Source organism: Paenibacillus sp. FSL H7-0350, from assembly GCF_038593195.1.
GTDB lineage: Bacteria > Bacillota > Bacilli > Paenibacillales > Paenibacillaceae > Paenibacillus_AQ.
In genome coordinates this window covers 3477993-3492619 of record NZ_CP151972.1, presented here as the reverse complement: position 1 = coordinate 3492619, position 14627 = coordinate 3477993, and the positions used below count along the sequence as shown (strand labels likewise).

The window sequence follows — 14627 nt, the reverse complement described above, 5'->3', positions numbered from 1 at the left end:
AATGATAGACTCAAAGCAAGAAAAAATACAACAAGCGTTGCTAGGCCGCCTAACAAATGATATTGAAGTGGTAATTATTACACCTATTAACTCTGCATTTAATAAATTTAATGTCTTGTTTCAGTCTACTGATTTTCAGGAAAGTGGTTTTTTTCAAAACACTCTATTTCAAACAAAAAATGGATTAACAGGAATGATAGTCATTATACCGCAAGGGTTGTCCTCTCAGGATGTGCTATATGCTTTCTCTGGAGTCAAAGTAATATTTTATGGTTATGCAGGTAATCTATCTGAAAATATTGCAATAGGCTCAATTCTAGAAGTTGAAACCGCTATTGATACTACAGGGAAAAAGTACCGACTCGATACAGTTGGAGGATTTGATGTTGTTGTCTGCGGGTATTCCCCATGCTTATTAGGAGACACTGCATCTCGTCATTGTGAGCAAGCACGTTTAGCAGGATGTCATGTTGTGGATATGGAAATTGTTTATTGTGTGCGAGCGGCAAAAATAAATTTGAATAATTTCACTGCTTTTATAGTTGTTTCAGATATTCCGGGCTCGATAAATTTCTGGGATTTGAACGAGAATACCAAAGCGCATTTTAAGCACAAGAGTAAATCTGCAATCGGTTATATTATATCCTATGTTAACTCAATGACTAAAGGAGTTCCCCCTTTAGTTTAATCATCAAACTTCCAGGCATATCAGTTACTTGATTTTACTGGCCGTATAGCGGCAGATTGGAGATTACTATGAGCAATATTGCAATAAAGAATCTTGAAGTCACTAGTATATGTAACTATAAGTGTCCGATTTGTGTGAGGAATCCCCGAAGTGGTCATATGCGTATGGATGATTTTTATAAAACTGTTGATAAAAATTATCATTTATTTAATGACAACGGAGTTTGGTTGCATTTTTATGGAGAGCCGCTTACAGACCCCAACTTCTTAAGTCGTGTTAGTTATATAAAATCCAAAGGCGCAAAAACAAGGATATCTACAAATGGATCGTTATTGACTGAGAGAAGAAGACATGCATTAGCTACCTCTGGCTTAGATTATATCGTAGTGTCTATATCTACTTTAGACCGCGAGACCTACAAAAGAACACGTGGAGTTGACAAATTACCATTGGTATTAAAGAATTTATTGGAATTTAAAAAATATATAGATTATCTCAAAATTCCTATTCAACTCCAAGCGGTTATGATTGATACAGGTGATGGTTCGGAACGCAATGAATTTATTGAATATTTTCACGATCATGGTATTCATGCAGCGTTTCATAATTTTACAAACAGGGCGAATAGCATTGAACTGGATCTATCTCTCGTTGATAAACACGACTATTCTGTTAAGCGCGGGTTATGTAAAGGACTTGAGGAGAAAATTGGTATTTTAAGTAATTGTGATGTTGTTACGTGTTATAGTGATTTTGAAGGTCAAAATTCACTCGGAAACCTTAGGGATTATGACTACTCTCTGGAGGCCTTAATGAAAAATGGGAAACTGGATGAACATAAAGCCAACTTAAAGAATCAAGTCTATCAAGGTGCTTGTGCAAGTTGTTCTGACTGGATTTATTATCAAGAGGATTCAACAGAAAAATATGTAATGGTGTATCCTGCGCCATAAATAAATTGATGTTATTTTTTTGTGAAATTTATCATAAAGGGGGGAGATCATCTGCAGTTCACAATGCAGATGATCGAAAAAATATGGAGTATACATATTTATTGCTTCATCCAAGCTCAATTGTTTTTGTTGAACAAATTTTCAGTACATTGAAGCAAAATAATATTACGATAGCGGCTGTTTACCGGATTTCTTATTGGGATGCGATATTGAATGATATTTATAAAAACACGTATGCTAAAAGTGCTACCATCGAAGCACATGTTCAATCTCATGCATATATAAATAAGTATATGTTTGGTAATTGTGGTTTGATTTTATTGTTACATAAAAATATACCCTATGATGAACTCGTAAAGGAAACAATAAATGTGAAATTTAAACTAAGACAATCAATGAATAAGACAAAAGACGGAACTATCACCATCCTCCATGATGTGAGTCCGTCTACCTTTAATTTATCTATGGATAAAGCAACATTAACGCATCAGGATGAAAAAATATTAAAAATATTTTTAAGCTATGTACATTGTCCAGATACGATCGAACAGTACATAGAAGATTTTAAAATATTGCGTGACTATCTAAAAAATGAACTAACACCGCAAGAAATTGAAGGAATCATTAAATATCGCTCCTTTTACTATAAAATAGAAGCTGTTTCGGAGACACTTAGGTTTCATGAAAGGAATGGTATAACAAATGCATGATTTATGCTTTATTAGCTTGCCATTTCAACCAATGAAAGAAATGAGGACTCCTTTTTTTTTCTCTACTGCTATTTTCGGCGAATATATGGCAAACCTATTTCAGAGCAGCTATTATCTCGGCATAAACTCACTTCATTCTTTTAAGTCATACAGTGAAGAGGAGTATTCCAATTTCGAAAAAAAATTCAATTTCATTAGCAATAAGACCCTATATTATGATAGGGATTATATTCATGATTTTGTTGAACTGGTGAAACAGCTATACGAAACAAATGATATTTGTATCATGAACAAACCAACAGCCGTTTGTGAATGTGGAAGAGCCGAAATGACCCAGTCAGAGTTAAACCGATTCAGTAAAGATAACGTAGGAATGCAATTAATAGAAAACAGAGAAGGCGAATTAACATGCCGATATTGTGAGAAAAAACTGATTTTAGATAATCATGAAAGCTTGTATCTTTCTTTTAAAGAAATTGAACTTAGTCAAAATACGGAGATATACCCATCCTATCTGGATTCAGATTTTAATCACTTCAGAAAGTCTCTGTTAAACAGTCAGATGCGCATAAGTAGGGTACGGAATACCGGTGTTTCAGCAGTTATAAACAATCGGCTATTTTATCTGGATATAGATTTTTTATGGAAAACAATACCTTTGCTCTTATGCAAACAACATGTTGTTGTGGTTGCATCGGTAAAACATATGTTTTCTTTATTTATCATCAATTATCTTGCCCAAATCATCAAACGTAATAAAGTCTACTTTATCGGCTTGCCATTTATAGAAACTGAGAGCGTAAGAAAAGACGTACTTCATTTCCTAAGTGATGAAAAGCATAGAAAAGCTTTAAAACTTCTCGTCTTACTTGGCGTTGGCTGGAGCCAAAAAAATATACGTTTACAAGATTCAACCTGCAAGTATTTTATGTCCTCTCGCCTTAAGAATGATGAGCTATTTGAATTTTTATCTAATGTTAGTTTTGATACAAATCAATGGCATGAAATGTGCGAATTAATTACATTGCATACCCAATTGCAAAATGTGCTGCAACTAAAAAAAAAGAACCCGGGCAATTATAAGTCGACAACGATGCTTAATTACCGCCGTAATATATGAACATCGACTTATTAAGAGGGGGACGGACATGAAAGCAATTCAAACACACCTATTAAGCAAGACCTATCGAGTTCGTGTGAAAGAAGAAGGACTGAAAGCGAGCTTCCGCGCCCTTATAAAACCTGATTGGCGAGAAGTAGAAGCGGTAAAGCAGATTAGCCTTGAGGTAGAACAGGGCGAACTAGTCGCTTTTATCGGGCCAAACGGGGCAGGCAAATCCACATTCATTAAGATGCTAAGCGGGATTTTGTATCCTACTGGCGGTGACGTTTCAGTTCTGGGTATGAGCCCTACTATAGAGCGCAGGAAACTCGCAATGCAAATCGGCTCGGTGTTTGGTCAAAGGTCTCAGTTATGGCTTCATCTTCCTGCTTTGGACAGCTTCACGCTGCTTTCCGCAATATATGAAATAAATGACGCAGAACGTAAACGGCGTGTCAATGAACTGACTGAGCTTTTTGGCCTCGCCGAATTTCTACATACACCCGTACGTAAGCTATCGCTTGGTCAACGTGTACGCTGTGAGGTAGCCGCGTCTTTACTTCATGAACCAGCGCTTCTGTTTCTGGACGAGCCAACAATCGGGCTTGATGTTGTGGTCAAGCAAGCCATTCGCAAGTTAATCCTGCGCCTTAATAAAGAACGGGGAACTACCGTATTTCTCACCAGCCACGACCCTGCCGATATTGAACAGCTTTGCCAGCGTGCGGTGGTTATCGACAACGGTGCACTCGTGCTAGATTCCCCGGTGGAAAAATTACGCACCGATTATTTGGGGGTAAAACTAATTGATGTAAGTTTGAGCTCCCCGCAGACTATCCCAGAATTGACGGGAGTGAAGGCTGTATATCATGAAGGCGGATTAAAATCTACACTAACTGTTGATACCAATACCCGTCCAATTGGCGAAGTGATGGCGCAACTGTCAGCTCTTGGAAATGTGCTTGATATTACTATAAGTAACCCGCCGATGGAAGACATCATTGCTGCTATGTTTAAATTGGGAGTGGGTTTGAGATGAAGCTACGAAAATATTATATCATTGTCAAAGTGAACTTATCGAATTCACTTGCGTATCGAGCTAATGTTCTCTCGCGTTTTTGCTTCTATACGTTATTTATTTTTGTATTTATGAACCTGTGGCAGGCGATATATCAGGAAGGTAGTGTACATGGCTATACCTACACACAAATAGTATGGTATTTGATTATGACAGAATTTATCACATTCGCCTGTACTTCCAGTATATACAATACAATGAACGATGATGTCAAATCCGGCGCGATTGTCTATCAACTTGGGCGCCCGATTCATTATGTATTCTTCCAGTTCGCCAATTCCCTTGGCCAACTCTTGGCGAACGCGCTAATATTCGGTGTATTTGCAGCTATCCTCGGGTTTGTTTTTGTTGGACCACTTACTACATTTAGTTTGGCGGGTATTCCTGCGTTGGTGATATCTGTTGCATTGGGTATCATTCTAAACTACTTTTTCCTGATGCTGATAGGTTTATCGTCATTTGTGGTTGAAGATAATTTTGCGATTTTCCTGATTTATCAAAAATTAGGCTTCATGTTGGGAATGTTCCTGCCGGTGGAATTTTTGCCGGGATGGTTACAACCAATCGCTAAAAGCCTTCCGTTCTCTTATATCTACTGGGCTCCCGCAAAGCTGTTTGTCGATTTCTCAACTCTTACCGCGATGGAACTGATACCAAGACAGGCCGCATGGGTATTCTTCGCAATCACGTCAGTACTGCTGTGTTATAGACTAAGTGTGCGTCATTTGCAAGTGAATGGAGGATAGGCATGATTAAACATCTCAAAATTTTTAACTGTTATTTCAAACTAAACTTGGCTTCTTCACTTGAATACCGTGCAAGTTTTATTACACAGATATTCGGTATGGCACTCTCTAACAGTTCGTTCATCTTATTCTGGTGGATAACGTTTTCGCAGATAGGCGGCGAAATCGCGGGCTATCAATTTAAGGATGTATTGTTTATATGGGCTATTACCAGCACCGGTTTCGGTTTGGGACAGATTCTTTTCGCCAATGCTTCCAATCTCACAAAATTGATTGTAACTGGTGAGTTTGATGCGTTTTTGCTCCAACCCTGCAATGTGCTTTTAAATCTGCTGTGTTCTCGAACACGCCTTTCCGCATATGGTGACTTCATTTATGGTTTGATAATCATGTGCTTATTTTATACAGACAACATGTCGGCATGGTTGTGGTTTATATGTGGTGCGTTTATCTGCGCGGTCTTACTCACCGCAGTTACTCTGACCGCACATACGCTTAGTTTTTATTGGGGAGATGCTTCGATGATAGGGCAATTTGCCACTGAATTTATCATCAACTTCTCTATTTATCCTGAAAAAATCTATGGACCATTTGTTCGAGTACTAATGTATAGCATCATTCCGGCTGGCATTGCTGTGCATATCCCTTTACAGTTGTTCCATGCATTCGCATTACCAAAGCTGCTCATGGCATTGGTTGGTGTGGCCCTTTACTGCTTCCTGGCGGGGGCATTTTTTTATCGTGGGATACGTAGATATGAATCGGGGAATACGATTGTAACACGGTTATGAAAAATGATTGTTATTTAATTAGGAGGGTGAAAATATGCAGGCAAATATAGATTTATTAACATTATTACGGAATAACCAGCAAGATGTACGAGCCATTATTGAAAAGTGCCATAATATTGAATATTTTAATTCACTTATAACATGCGCGAAAAAAAATAAACTTCTTCCTAGTACAATAAGTATACTAATCAGTGCTGAGAGTGGTTTACGCAATGATAACATTAAAAAACTTTATCAAGAAAATAATGAAAAATGCAAAAAGGGTGTGCATAATCAGCTTCAAACTATGGAATCCATTCGCGATATCTACCCACAAGATAAAGTTGTATGGATTAAAGGAATGCCCCTATCCATTTTAATTTATAATGACCCCCATCTTCGCAGGATTGGGGATATAGATTTACTAGTTGATTCCTCCTTTCAAAAAGATTTTGCTAATGAATTAGTGAACTTGGGCTATAAAAAATTAGGCATTGTAAATAAGGACATTGGGTTGCGATTTACCGTAAATTATCATGAAATTCAGCTTAAAAGTCCTTCCTTGTGTCTTTTAGAGCTTAAGGTAATATCTGGAGAGATGAATGCGGTTAATAGTAATAACATAATCACTGATTTTTTTGCGCATACGATGGATATTGAAATAGGTGGTCAAAATTATAGAACATTGGATATAACATATACTCTGCTTCATTTGTTTTTATCCGCTTTCAGCAACTCGACGACATGTTTTAATATGAGCGATAATGGCCTACGTGATGTATACGAAATAGCATTATTTACTAAAAAATATGAGATTGACTATAACAAACTGTATGAAGCAGCAGATCTTTATGGTATATGTTTCATTATCCTAGGGATTATGCATAAAACCAATAAGATATTCGGATTAACATTTGAAGAAAATATTATTTCGATTTTTAATAATCAAATCAATAAACCACATATGGTAGCCAAACTGTACAATTATTTTTCACAGTATTATGCAATCGACTACATTGAGGAGCTTTTTAGTGAAGATATAAAATCAAAAGCTTATTATAATGCGATTTGCGATGCTTACTACAATTCTGACATAACTTTTAATGATAATTGTCTTTCTCCAGAGATATTAGACTATAAACTGATCTATTCACACAAATTATTGACACTTGACTTGTATATTAATTCCAAATATTATTTTGATGATAGTGAAAGTACCTGTATAATAAAATTTCTTAGCAGCAACAAAAAAATGCATGATACATATGGTCATTTTTTTGTGCTCGCTATAAAACTGAAGAGTGGTACCGCAAAAGTTTTGTTGAACAGTGAATCTGCTGATAAAAACATGCAAGTCCTTAATATAGATATACAACCTGAAGTCGTCAAAGTTGTTGAGGGTAAATTGCATATAACAGTGGATTTTGAACCAATCTTTTTAGACCCAAATAACAATAAAATTTGCTACAATGTTCAACTTGAAATCCAAAATCAAAATGATGATAAAAATGGGTTTACCATGACCGAACTAATCCCTGCAAAAAGTACCTTTCCGATGTTTTACACAGATTACCTAGATAATATGATAGAAAAATAAATTAAAAAAAGGAATAAAATTATGAAAATTACAAATAATATATTTGTGCTAAGTGGCAGTTATTTTTCCGCCGTAAATAACGTCGCAACCCTAGGCGAGGTTTACGGAATACATACACCTAATGGGCTAATCTTAATAGACTGTGGTACGGCCGTAACGGGTCTAGCTATGTTAAAAGAAACTCTCTCTTACTTTAATGTAAACGAACCTATTACTCATTGTATCATCACCCACGCCCATCATGACCATTGTGGGAGCGCAAAGGAACTACAGGAAGCCGGAACGATCATAATTGTAGGGCAAGAAGATGCTGCCTACTGCACAAATGGCGGGGTATGGGGATTAAATTCTCCTTTTGATAAGGAGCAAGCCTATCCGGCATTTACGCCTGATTTATTGATTGCTGAAGACCAAGTCCTTGAAATCAATGGTATTTCATTTGAATTTATCAAAGTGCCCGGTCACACACCTGGCAGTATGGCAATACGGATTTCACTAGACGATAAGATCGTCTTATTTACTGGAGATATGCTGCAACCGGATGGATTTCTTCTGAATGCTGTTAATTTTGGTTGGAAGGGTGATCCGTTCTTTAATCGGCAAATGACAGTAGATAGTATGATGAAGTTAATGCTGTATGATACAGATATGATTTTGCCCGGGCATGGAAAATTATGTTTGCGTAATGGGACAAGTTTACTTCGGTATGCCGCGCAAGTAGCATTTACCTCATTGAGATAAAGAATAGGGGCAACTTCGCCATGACCGGATGGAGTTAATAGATATTTCAGAAAATGTAAATGAGGTGCGAAAAAATGAAGTATAAAGAATTAACAGCAAGACCAGAAGTGGCTGCTATTCAAAAGGAAATTCTTGAATTTTGGGAAAATGAAAAGATTTTTGAACAATCGGTAAAAGGTGAAGGGAAAGGGGAAGTTGTATTTTATGATGGGCCTCCTTTTCCGACAGGGAAGCCACATCACGGAACTGTATTAGTTTCCTTTATTAAGGATATGATTGCCAGATATTGGACCATGAAAGGATATAAGGTACCCAGGGTATGGGGATGGGATTGTCATGGTTTGCCTATAGAGAATCAAGTAGAAGTTTTGATGGGAATCAAAGATAAGAACGAAATTGAAAAGAATATTGGAATTGATAAATTTAATGAAAAGTGTTTTGAAATTGTATCAAACAATAATGAATCGTGGAAAGAATATGTAGATCAGATGGCGCGTTGGGTTGATTACGATGGCGCTTACAAAACAATGAATCCAGAATACATGGAGAGCGTAATGTGGGCCTTTAAAGAATGTTACAATAAAGGCTTAATTTATAGAAATTACAGAGTTACTCCATATTGCACTCACTGTGAAACGTCTCTTTCTATTTCTGATACGAGAGAGTCTGATTCTACAAGATTAAGACAAGACCGATGGGTCATTGCAAGATTCAAAACACAGGAAATAATCGAAAACAAGGTTGTTTACCTTTTAGCCTGGACAACAACTCCGTGGACTTTGCCATCCAATTTGTGTCTTGCCGTAGGCGTAGATCTTGATTATGCGTTTGTAGATGTTGGAGAAGCGATATATGTAGCATCTAAGAATACCCTTAAGAATTATAGCCATATTTTCGGAGCAGAGCCTATAATCGTAAAGGAGTGTAAAGGTACTGATTTACTCGGCATTGAGTATGAGCCTCTGTTTGATTATTTTAAAGATACAAAAGATGCATTTAGAGTTGTAAGTGCTGATTATGTAGGAGCAGAAGATGGTGTTGGTATTGTTCATATAGCACCCGCATTTGGTGAAGACGATTACTGGACATGTAAAAAGCATGGTATTTCTTTAGTTAACCCGGTGGATGAAAAAGGTAGATACACAGCAGAAGTTACTGATTTCTATGATCCTAAAGGTGAGAAAAATGTTATAGAAATGAACCCTGTTGTAATCCGTTTCCTATACGATAATGGAAGAGCGATCGCAGATGGAGTTCTTGAACATAATTATCCTCATTGCTGGAGATGTAAACATCCATTGATTTATAAAGCTATGGATGCTTGGTATTTTGATATTGGAAAAATAAAAAATCGTATGGTCGAACTAAATGAGGGTATCAATTGGATTCCTGATACTGTTAAAAGTGGCAGATTTGGAAATTGGCTGGAGAATGCGCGGGATTGGAATATTTCCCGAAACAGATATTGGAGTACTCCAATTCCGATTTGGGAATGTGAAGAATGCGGCGACAGAGTCGTTCTTGGCAGCATTGAAGAGATATATCAGGCGAGTGGTATAAAATTATATGATCTTCATCGTCAATATATGGATACAGTAACATTTGACTGTAAATGCTGTGGTAAGACTATGAGACGTATACCAGAAGTTCTCGATTGTTGGTTTGAGAGTGGTTCTGTTCCATTTGCTCAAAAGCACTATCCTTTTGAAAATAAAGAGTGGTTTGAATCTCATTTCCCCAGTGATTTCATCGTTGAATATACTGGCCAGATAAGATGTTGGTTCTATTATTTACATGTTCTCGCAGTAGCATTATTTGATAAGAATGCTTACCAGAACTGTATTGTCCACGGAACTATTTTGGCGAAGGATGGAAAGAAGCTTTCTAAATCGTCCAAGAATTATACAGATCCAATGCAACTGATGAAACAGTACGGTACAGATGCATTCAGGTTATATCTGTATCAGACAAATGCAATGCTGCTTGGTGATTTACTATTTGATGAATCAGGGATCTTGGAGGCTTACCAGCAGCTTGTTCTTCCATTTTGGAATGCTTGTAATTTCTTTATTGCATATGCCAATATTGATGGATTTAAGCCAGATGGGATTAAGGAACCTGTTACAGATAATCAGCTGGATAAGTGGATTTTATGTAAGTTATATGAGGCAGAAGTAAGTATAACTGCTAATATGGATGCATATCAGGTTAACAAGTATATTGAACACTTATTGAGTTTGATAGATGGCCTTACCAACTGGTATATCAGACGTTCCAGAAGACGATTTTGGAGCGGTGAAATGTCAAAAGACAAGTTGGATGCATATGAGACATTGTATTATGTAATAGTTAATATTACAAAGTTATTTGCACCAGTTGCACCAATTATTGCAGAGAAAATTTATACTACACTTACAGGTGACTATTCAGTGCATCTGAAAGAATGGCCGCGTATACCTGCGATATATGAGGATAAGGAATTGCTTAACAAAATTGCTTTAGTACAGAAAGTTATTTATTTAGCAAGAACTATCCGTAATAAAAATAGTCTTAAAAATCGTCAGCCGTTAAGCTTATTAAAGGTTGCCTTCTCTGATGTATCTAATAATGAGATTATTAAGGAATTCAGTGATATTATCGCAGAAGAGTTAAACGTAAAAAATGTTGAAATTATTAAGGATTCAGAAAGTATTGCTTATGTCAAGTATGATCCTAATTTCAATGAGATTCGAAATAGATACCCGAATAGAATCCCTGAGATTGTGAAATCGGTAAAAAACGAAAAATTTGAAATGTTAGAGGATGAAGTTATTCTTGAAATTAACGGGCAGCATGAGCGTTTTGATTCCAACATTATATTAGTTTCGTATAAGGCAAAAGACGGGTTCTTCGTTGCAAGTGATCATGGGATTGTTGTCTCTCTGGATATAACTCTTACTCCAGAATTAAAACAGGAAGGTCTAGTTAGAGATATTATCAGAAATATTCAAGATGCTAGAAAACAAATTGGATGTGATATTACGGATAGAATCGTGTTAGAGTTTAGCACTAATGTGCTCAAGGATTGGCATGAATATATCTGTAGAGAGACGATGGGAAGTACAGGGACTGTTGCTAACCCTGTAACAGAGATATCTGTTGAAGATGATGATAATAATACGATAGAGGTCAAAATTCAAAAATATATATAGATTTAGAACACAACTTTAATTCTTGTTTTGTTCTCGTAGTATGGCGGCGTGACGCTTGTTCTTGTTTCGTCAGCGTAGGTAGGCCTGGATAACTAAAGCCAGGTCTTTGTGTTGCCGAAAATCACAGCCTTCCAGCACAAACTTACGTAGCGGCCCGAAATGTCATTCAATACGGGTAAGCCAGGAAGCGTAGGTCGGCGTAAAACCAGTTCTACATTATTGTCTTCCCCCCCTTATGGATCTGATTGAAAAGCATCCTTTATTAGCAAAAACGAAGATAGTGTACAAGTTTTCACTGCTGAATGTAAAATGAGAGGAAATTGGTGGATGCGTTAACTTTATGTTGCATTTATTACAAAAAGGATCCATCTGTTTTGTTATCGAAAATAAATAATTTTGTTAGTTGTAAGATCAAGATCTTGAACTATAAAATAATAGGAGAATAATTATGCATAATAATATCTTAGAAGAAATCCAGATCATTATTAATGAAATGCTTTCGTTTAACACTGGGGATACATATCCTATACTTAATTTAAATGATAATTTAAGAGATGATTTACATTTTGATTCTTTTGATATGGCCGAACTGACTGTGAGAATTGAAGCAAAGTTTGGTGTTGATATCTTTGAAGGTGCACATGTATCTACGGTGAAGGATGTACTCCAAAGTTTGGAGTTAAAGAGATGAATAAAATTTTCATGAGTGTTAATGGACTGGATTATACTTATGCAAAGTTGATCTCAGATCTAGGTGAAATGTACGAGCATCGTTACTATGTATATTACAAAAATAATGATCCTTATAAAATTTTTAAACATATCATTCACAGTTTAATTCATGACTATGAGATCGAGATAATAGACGGAGACTTATCTAAATTAGAATTAATTGATCGTGGAATAGATTATGATCATTTATCCCAATTTGTAGAGAGAGTAGAGGAAAAAGGGCGAGTAATTAACACCCTGCCTGAGATAACCGAAATTGAATCAATTTGTAAAAATTGGCGTATCACGTTACATACATCAGGGACAGCTGGAAAACCCAAACGAATATCCCACCACATAGTTGCTTTTGTTAAAAATATAAAATGTACAGACAGGCATTCAGATGATATTTGGGCATTTGCATATAATCCAACGCATATTGCAGGTATACAGGTTTTTTTTCAAGCATTCTTTAATAAAAACTCAATAATATATTCTTTTGCAGACTGTCAAAGATTGCTAGGAGATCTATTAGAAAAATACAATATCACACATATATCTGCAACACCGACCTATTATCGGAATACTTTAACTTACTTAAATAAAAGCTATCCTTTAGTGAAACGAGTAACTTTCGGGGGCGAAAAATATGATGCTTCACTAGAGGGATTGGTACGTTTGACTTTTCCTAATTCAAAAATATTAAACATTTATGCATCGACTGAAACCGGTAGTTTGTTTGTCGGTCAGGGAGAATTTTTTGAGATTAATGAAAAGATTCAAAAGTATACAAGGATCACTGAAGAGGGTGAACTTCAGATACACCATTCGTTACTAGAAGGTTCATCAGCTCTTCAGAGTGACAATGATTGGTATTCAACGGGAGATATTGTAGAGCTCGGTGAAAATAAAATTCAATTTATTACTAGAAAGTCTGAATTAATTAATGTTGGCGGCTATATGGTCAATCCTACTGAAATAGAATCTATTCTACGAAATGTTGATGGTGTTTTAGACCTAATAATTAGGGGGGAAACAAATCGGTTTACAAATAATATTATAGTTGCAGATGTGATAAAAGCCTATGATGTAGATGAATTGGTCATTAAGAATGCTGTTAAGCGATATGCTAAGGAGCATCTGCAAAGCTGGAAAGTACCAAGAATCATTAATATAGTCCAGCAATTAGGTAAAACTCGATCAGGGAAGAGGCTGAGGTGAAATCATGGTAATTATAGTTACCGGCCACTCAAGAGGTGTTGGCAGTGAGATTGTAAAAAAAATACTTACGGATACCAACTACACTGTTTTAGGGATAAGTCGTGCTAGTCATGAGATTTTTAAGGGTCTTTATGAAGAGTATGGAGAACGTTTTCATCACATTACCTATGATCTGAGCGATATGGAAGGTATTAAGGACTTATACTTCAACAAGTTGAAACTTTATGGGCCAATTGTGGGATTAGTTAATAATTCAGCTGTTGCTTATGATGATTTGGTTACGAATCTAAATATGGACCAGTTAACAGAAATGTTTCAGGTTAATGTTTTTGCAGCTATGCAACTAACGAAATATGTAATCAGAGACATGTTACTGAATAAATGCAAAGGATCAATTGTTTTTATATCATCTGTAAGTGTACATACTTCATACAAAGGGTTAAGTATGTATGCTGCAACAAAAGGTGCAGTTGAAGCTTTCTCAAAAGGCGTTGCAAGGGAATGGGGAAAGCTCGGTATCCGTTCAAATTGCATAGTTGCAGGTTTCATGGACACCTCAATGAGTTCAACTCTATCGGAGGAACAGAAAATGCGGATTTATCAAAGAACTTCACTTAAAAAAAAAACAAGTATAGAAAGTGTGGCTGAAACTGCTCTTTTTCTATTGACTGAAAAATCAGAATCTATTACCGGTGGAAATATATTTGTTGATAATGGGACAATCTGAAGCATCTATGTATAGGATAGAATAAAAAGTCAGTGTTTTGAGAGCATCAGACTTTGTTAAATACCAATAAGTTTGAAGATAATCCTTTGGCATGTAAATTATAAGTCGCATATTGTCAAAATTGGATTTTTTCAAGTGGAATTCCTTGGTCAGATCATCCGATATCCTCGATGAATTTTCAGTTGTCACCGCCAATTTGGCGCATCAGGGGATGCTTCGTGCGGTAGCTCTCGCCATCAAAGACAATCAGTTGCCCGTGTTGAGCAAGCCGGTCAATCATCGCAGCATCCATCTGATCGTCGGTAAAGATTGAGCCCTATTTGGAAAACTCCAGATTCAGTTTGTCCGAACTCAGGCGGAAGGCAGGCGCAGAGCGTTCAGCTCATAGCCTT

The 14627-nt window shown here is 36.5% G+C and carries 14 protein-coding genes; all 14 read left to right on the top strand.

Annotated elements, in window-relative coordinates:
- Window position 1 precedes the first annotated feature (1 nt).
- The 14 genes from NYE24_RS15860 to NYE24_RS15795 all read left to right on the top strand — a co-directional run bounded on the left by NYE24_RS15860 (window position 2) and on the right by NYE24_RS15795 (window position 14548).
- Window positions 2-688: a hypothetical protein gene (locus NYE24_RS15860; protein WP_342479080.1), complete on the top strand. Its 687-nt coding sequence runs from the start codon at window positions 2-4 to the stop codon at window positions 686-688.
- Window positions 689-756: 68 nt separating this feature from the next.
- Window positions 757-1641 (top strand): radical SAM/SPASM domain-containing protein, encoded by an 885-nt coding sequence (locus tag NYE24_RS15855; RefSeq protein WP_342479079.1) that lies wholly within the window; start codon window positions 757-759, stop codon window positions 1639-1641.
- Between the two features lie 5 nt (window positions 1642-1646).
- Window positions 1647-2351, top strand: a complete 705-nt coding sequence (locus NYE24_RS15850; RefSeq protein ID WP_342479078.1) for a hypothetical protein — start codon at window positions 1647-1649, stop codon at window positions 2349-2351.
- Between the two features lie 31 nt (window positions 2352-2382).
- Window positions 2383-3471, top strand: coding sequence for a hypothetical protein (locus tag NYE24_RS15845; RefSeq protein ID WP_342479077.1), 1089 nt, complete (start codon window positions 2383-2385; stop codon window positions 3469-3471).
- A gap of 28 nt (window positions 3472-3499) precedes the next feature.
- On the top strand, window positions 3500-4492 hold the full coding sequence (locus NYE24_RS15840) for an ATP-binding cassette domain-containing protein (protein ID WP_342479076.1): 993 nt from the start codon (window positions 3500-3502) through the stop codon (window positions 4490-4492).
- Complete coding sequence (locus tag NYE24_RS15835) at window positions 4489-5277, top strand: hypothetical protein (RefSeq protein WP_342479075.1); 789 nt, start codon at window positions 4489-4491, stop codon at window positions 5275-5277. Before NYE24_RS15840 ends, NYE24_RS15835 begins: the two co-directional genes overlap by 4 nt.
- Window positions 5278-5279: 2 nt before the next feature.
- Window positions 5280-6068 carry an ABC-2 family transporter protein gene (locus NYE24_RS15830; RefSeq protein WP_342479074.1) on the top strand — a complete coding sequence of 263 codons (789 nt, stop codon included), beginning with the start codon at window positions 5280-5282 and terminating at the stop codon, window positions 6066-6068.
- A 34-nt stretch (window positions 6069-6102) separates the two neighbouring features.
- Complete coding sequence (locus NYE24_RS15825) at window positions 6103-7644, top strand: nucleotidyltransferase family protein (RefSeq protein ID WP_342479073.1); 1542 nt, start codon at window positions 6103-6105, stop codon at window positions 7642-7644.
- 21 nt (window positions 7645-7665) lie between these two features.
- Window positions 7666-8385 (top strand): MBL fold metallo-hydrolase, encoded by a 720-nt coding sequence (locus NYE24_RS15820; RefSeq protein WP_342479072.1) that lies wholly within the window; start codon window positions 7666-7668, stop codon window positions 8383-8385.
- Between the two features lie 74 nt (window positions 8386-8459).
- A complete protein-coding gene (gene ileS, locus NYE24_RS15815) occupies window positions 8460-11576 on the top strand; it encodes an isoleucine--tRNA ligase (RefSeq protein ID WP_342479071.1) in 3117 nt (1038 codons plus the stop codon).
- A 448-nt stretch (window positions 11577-12024) separates the two neighbouring features.
- Window positions 12025-12267, top strand: coding sequence for a phosphopantetheine-binding protein (locus tag NYE24_RS15810; RefSeq protein WP_342479070.1), 243 nt, complete (start codon window positions 12025-12027; stop codon window positions 12265-12267).
- Window positions 12264-13508 (top strand): AMP-binding protein, encoded by a 1245-nt coding sequence (locus NYE24_RS15805; RefSeq protein WP_342479069.1) that lies wholly within the window; start codon window positions 12264-12266, stop codon window positions 13506-13508. Before NYE24_RS15810 ends, NYE24_RS15805 begins: the two co-directional genes overlap by 4 nt.
- Window positions 13509-13512: 4 nt before the next feature.
- Window positions 13513-14235, top strand: a complete 723-nt coding sequence (locus tag NYE24_RS15800) for an SDR family oxidoreductase (RefSeq protein WP_342479068.1) — start codon at window positions 13513-13515, stop codon at window positions 14233-14235.
- A gap of 112 nt (window positions 14236-14347) precedes the next feature.
- The gene (locus NYE24_RS15795) at window positions 14348-14548 is read left to right on the top strand and encodes a hypothetical protein (RefSeq protein ID WP_342479067.1); all 201 of its coding nucleotides are present in this window, start codon (window positions 14348-14350) and stop codon (window positions 14546-14548) included.
- The last annotated feature ends 79 nt before the right edge of the window (window positions 14549-14627 follow it).

Excerpts from the sequence above, each read along its gene's own strand:
- NYE24_RS15860 (WP_342479080.1), top strand. The coding sequence starts at position 2 with ATGATAGACTCAAAGCAAGAAAAAATACAACAAGCGTTGCTAGGCCGC.
- NYE24_RS15855 (WP_342479079.1), top strand. The coding sequence starts at position 757 with ATGAGCAATATTGCAATAAAGAATCTTGAAGTCACTAGTATATGTAAC.
- NYE24_RS15845 (WP_342479077.1), top strand. The coding sequence starts at position 2,383 with ATGAAAGAAATGAGGACTCCTTTTTTTTTCTCTACTGCTATTTTCGGC.
- NYE24_RS15840 (WP_342479076.1), top strand. The coding sequence starts at position 3,500 with ATGAAAGCAATTCAAACACACCTATTAAGCAAGACCTATCGAGTTCGT.
- NYE24_RS15835 (WP_342479075.1), top strand. The coding sequence starts at position 4,489 with ATGAAGCTACGAAAATATTATATCATTGTCAAAGTGAACTTATCGAAT.
- NYE24_RS15830 (WP_342479074.1), top strand. The coding sequence starts at position 5,280 with ATGATTAAACATCTCAAAATTTTTAACTGTTATTTCAAACTAAACTTG.
- NYE24_RS15825 (WP_342479073.1), top strand. The coding sequence starts at position 6,103 with ATGCAGGCAAATATAGATTTATTAACATTATTACGGAATAACCAGCAA.
- NYE24_RS15820 (WP_342479072.1), top strand. The coding sequence starts at position 7,666 with ATGAAAATTACAAATAATATATTTGTGCTAAGTGGCAGTTATTTTTCC.
- ileS (WP_342479071.1), top strand. The coding sequence starts at position 8,460 with ATGAAGTATAAAGAATTAACAGCAAGACCAGAAGTGGCTGCTATTCAA.
- NYE24_RS15810 (WP_342479070.1), top strand. The coding sequence starts at position 12,025 with ATGCATAATAATATCTTAGAAGAAATCCAGATCATTATTAATGAAATG.
- NYE24_RS15805 (WP_342479069.1), top strand. The coding sequence starts at position 12,264 with ATGAATAAAATTTTCATGAGTGTTAATGGACTGGATTATACTTATGCA.
- NYE24_RS15800 (WP_342479068.1), top strand. The coding sequence starts at position 13,513 with ATGGTAATTATAGTTACCGGCCACTCAAGAGGTGTTGGCAGTGAGATT.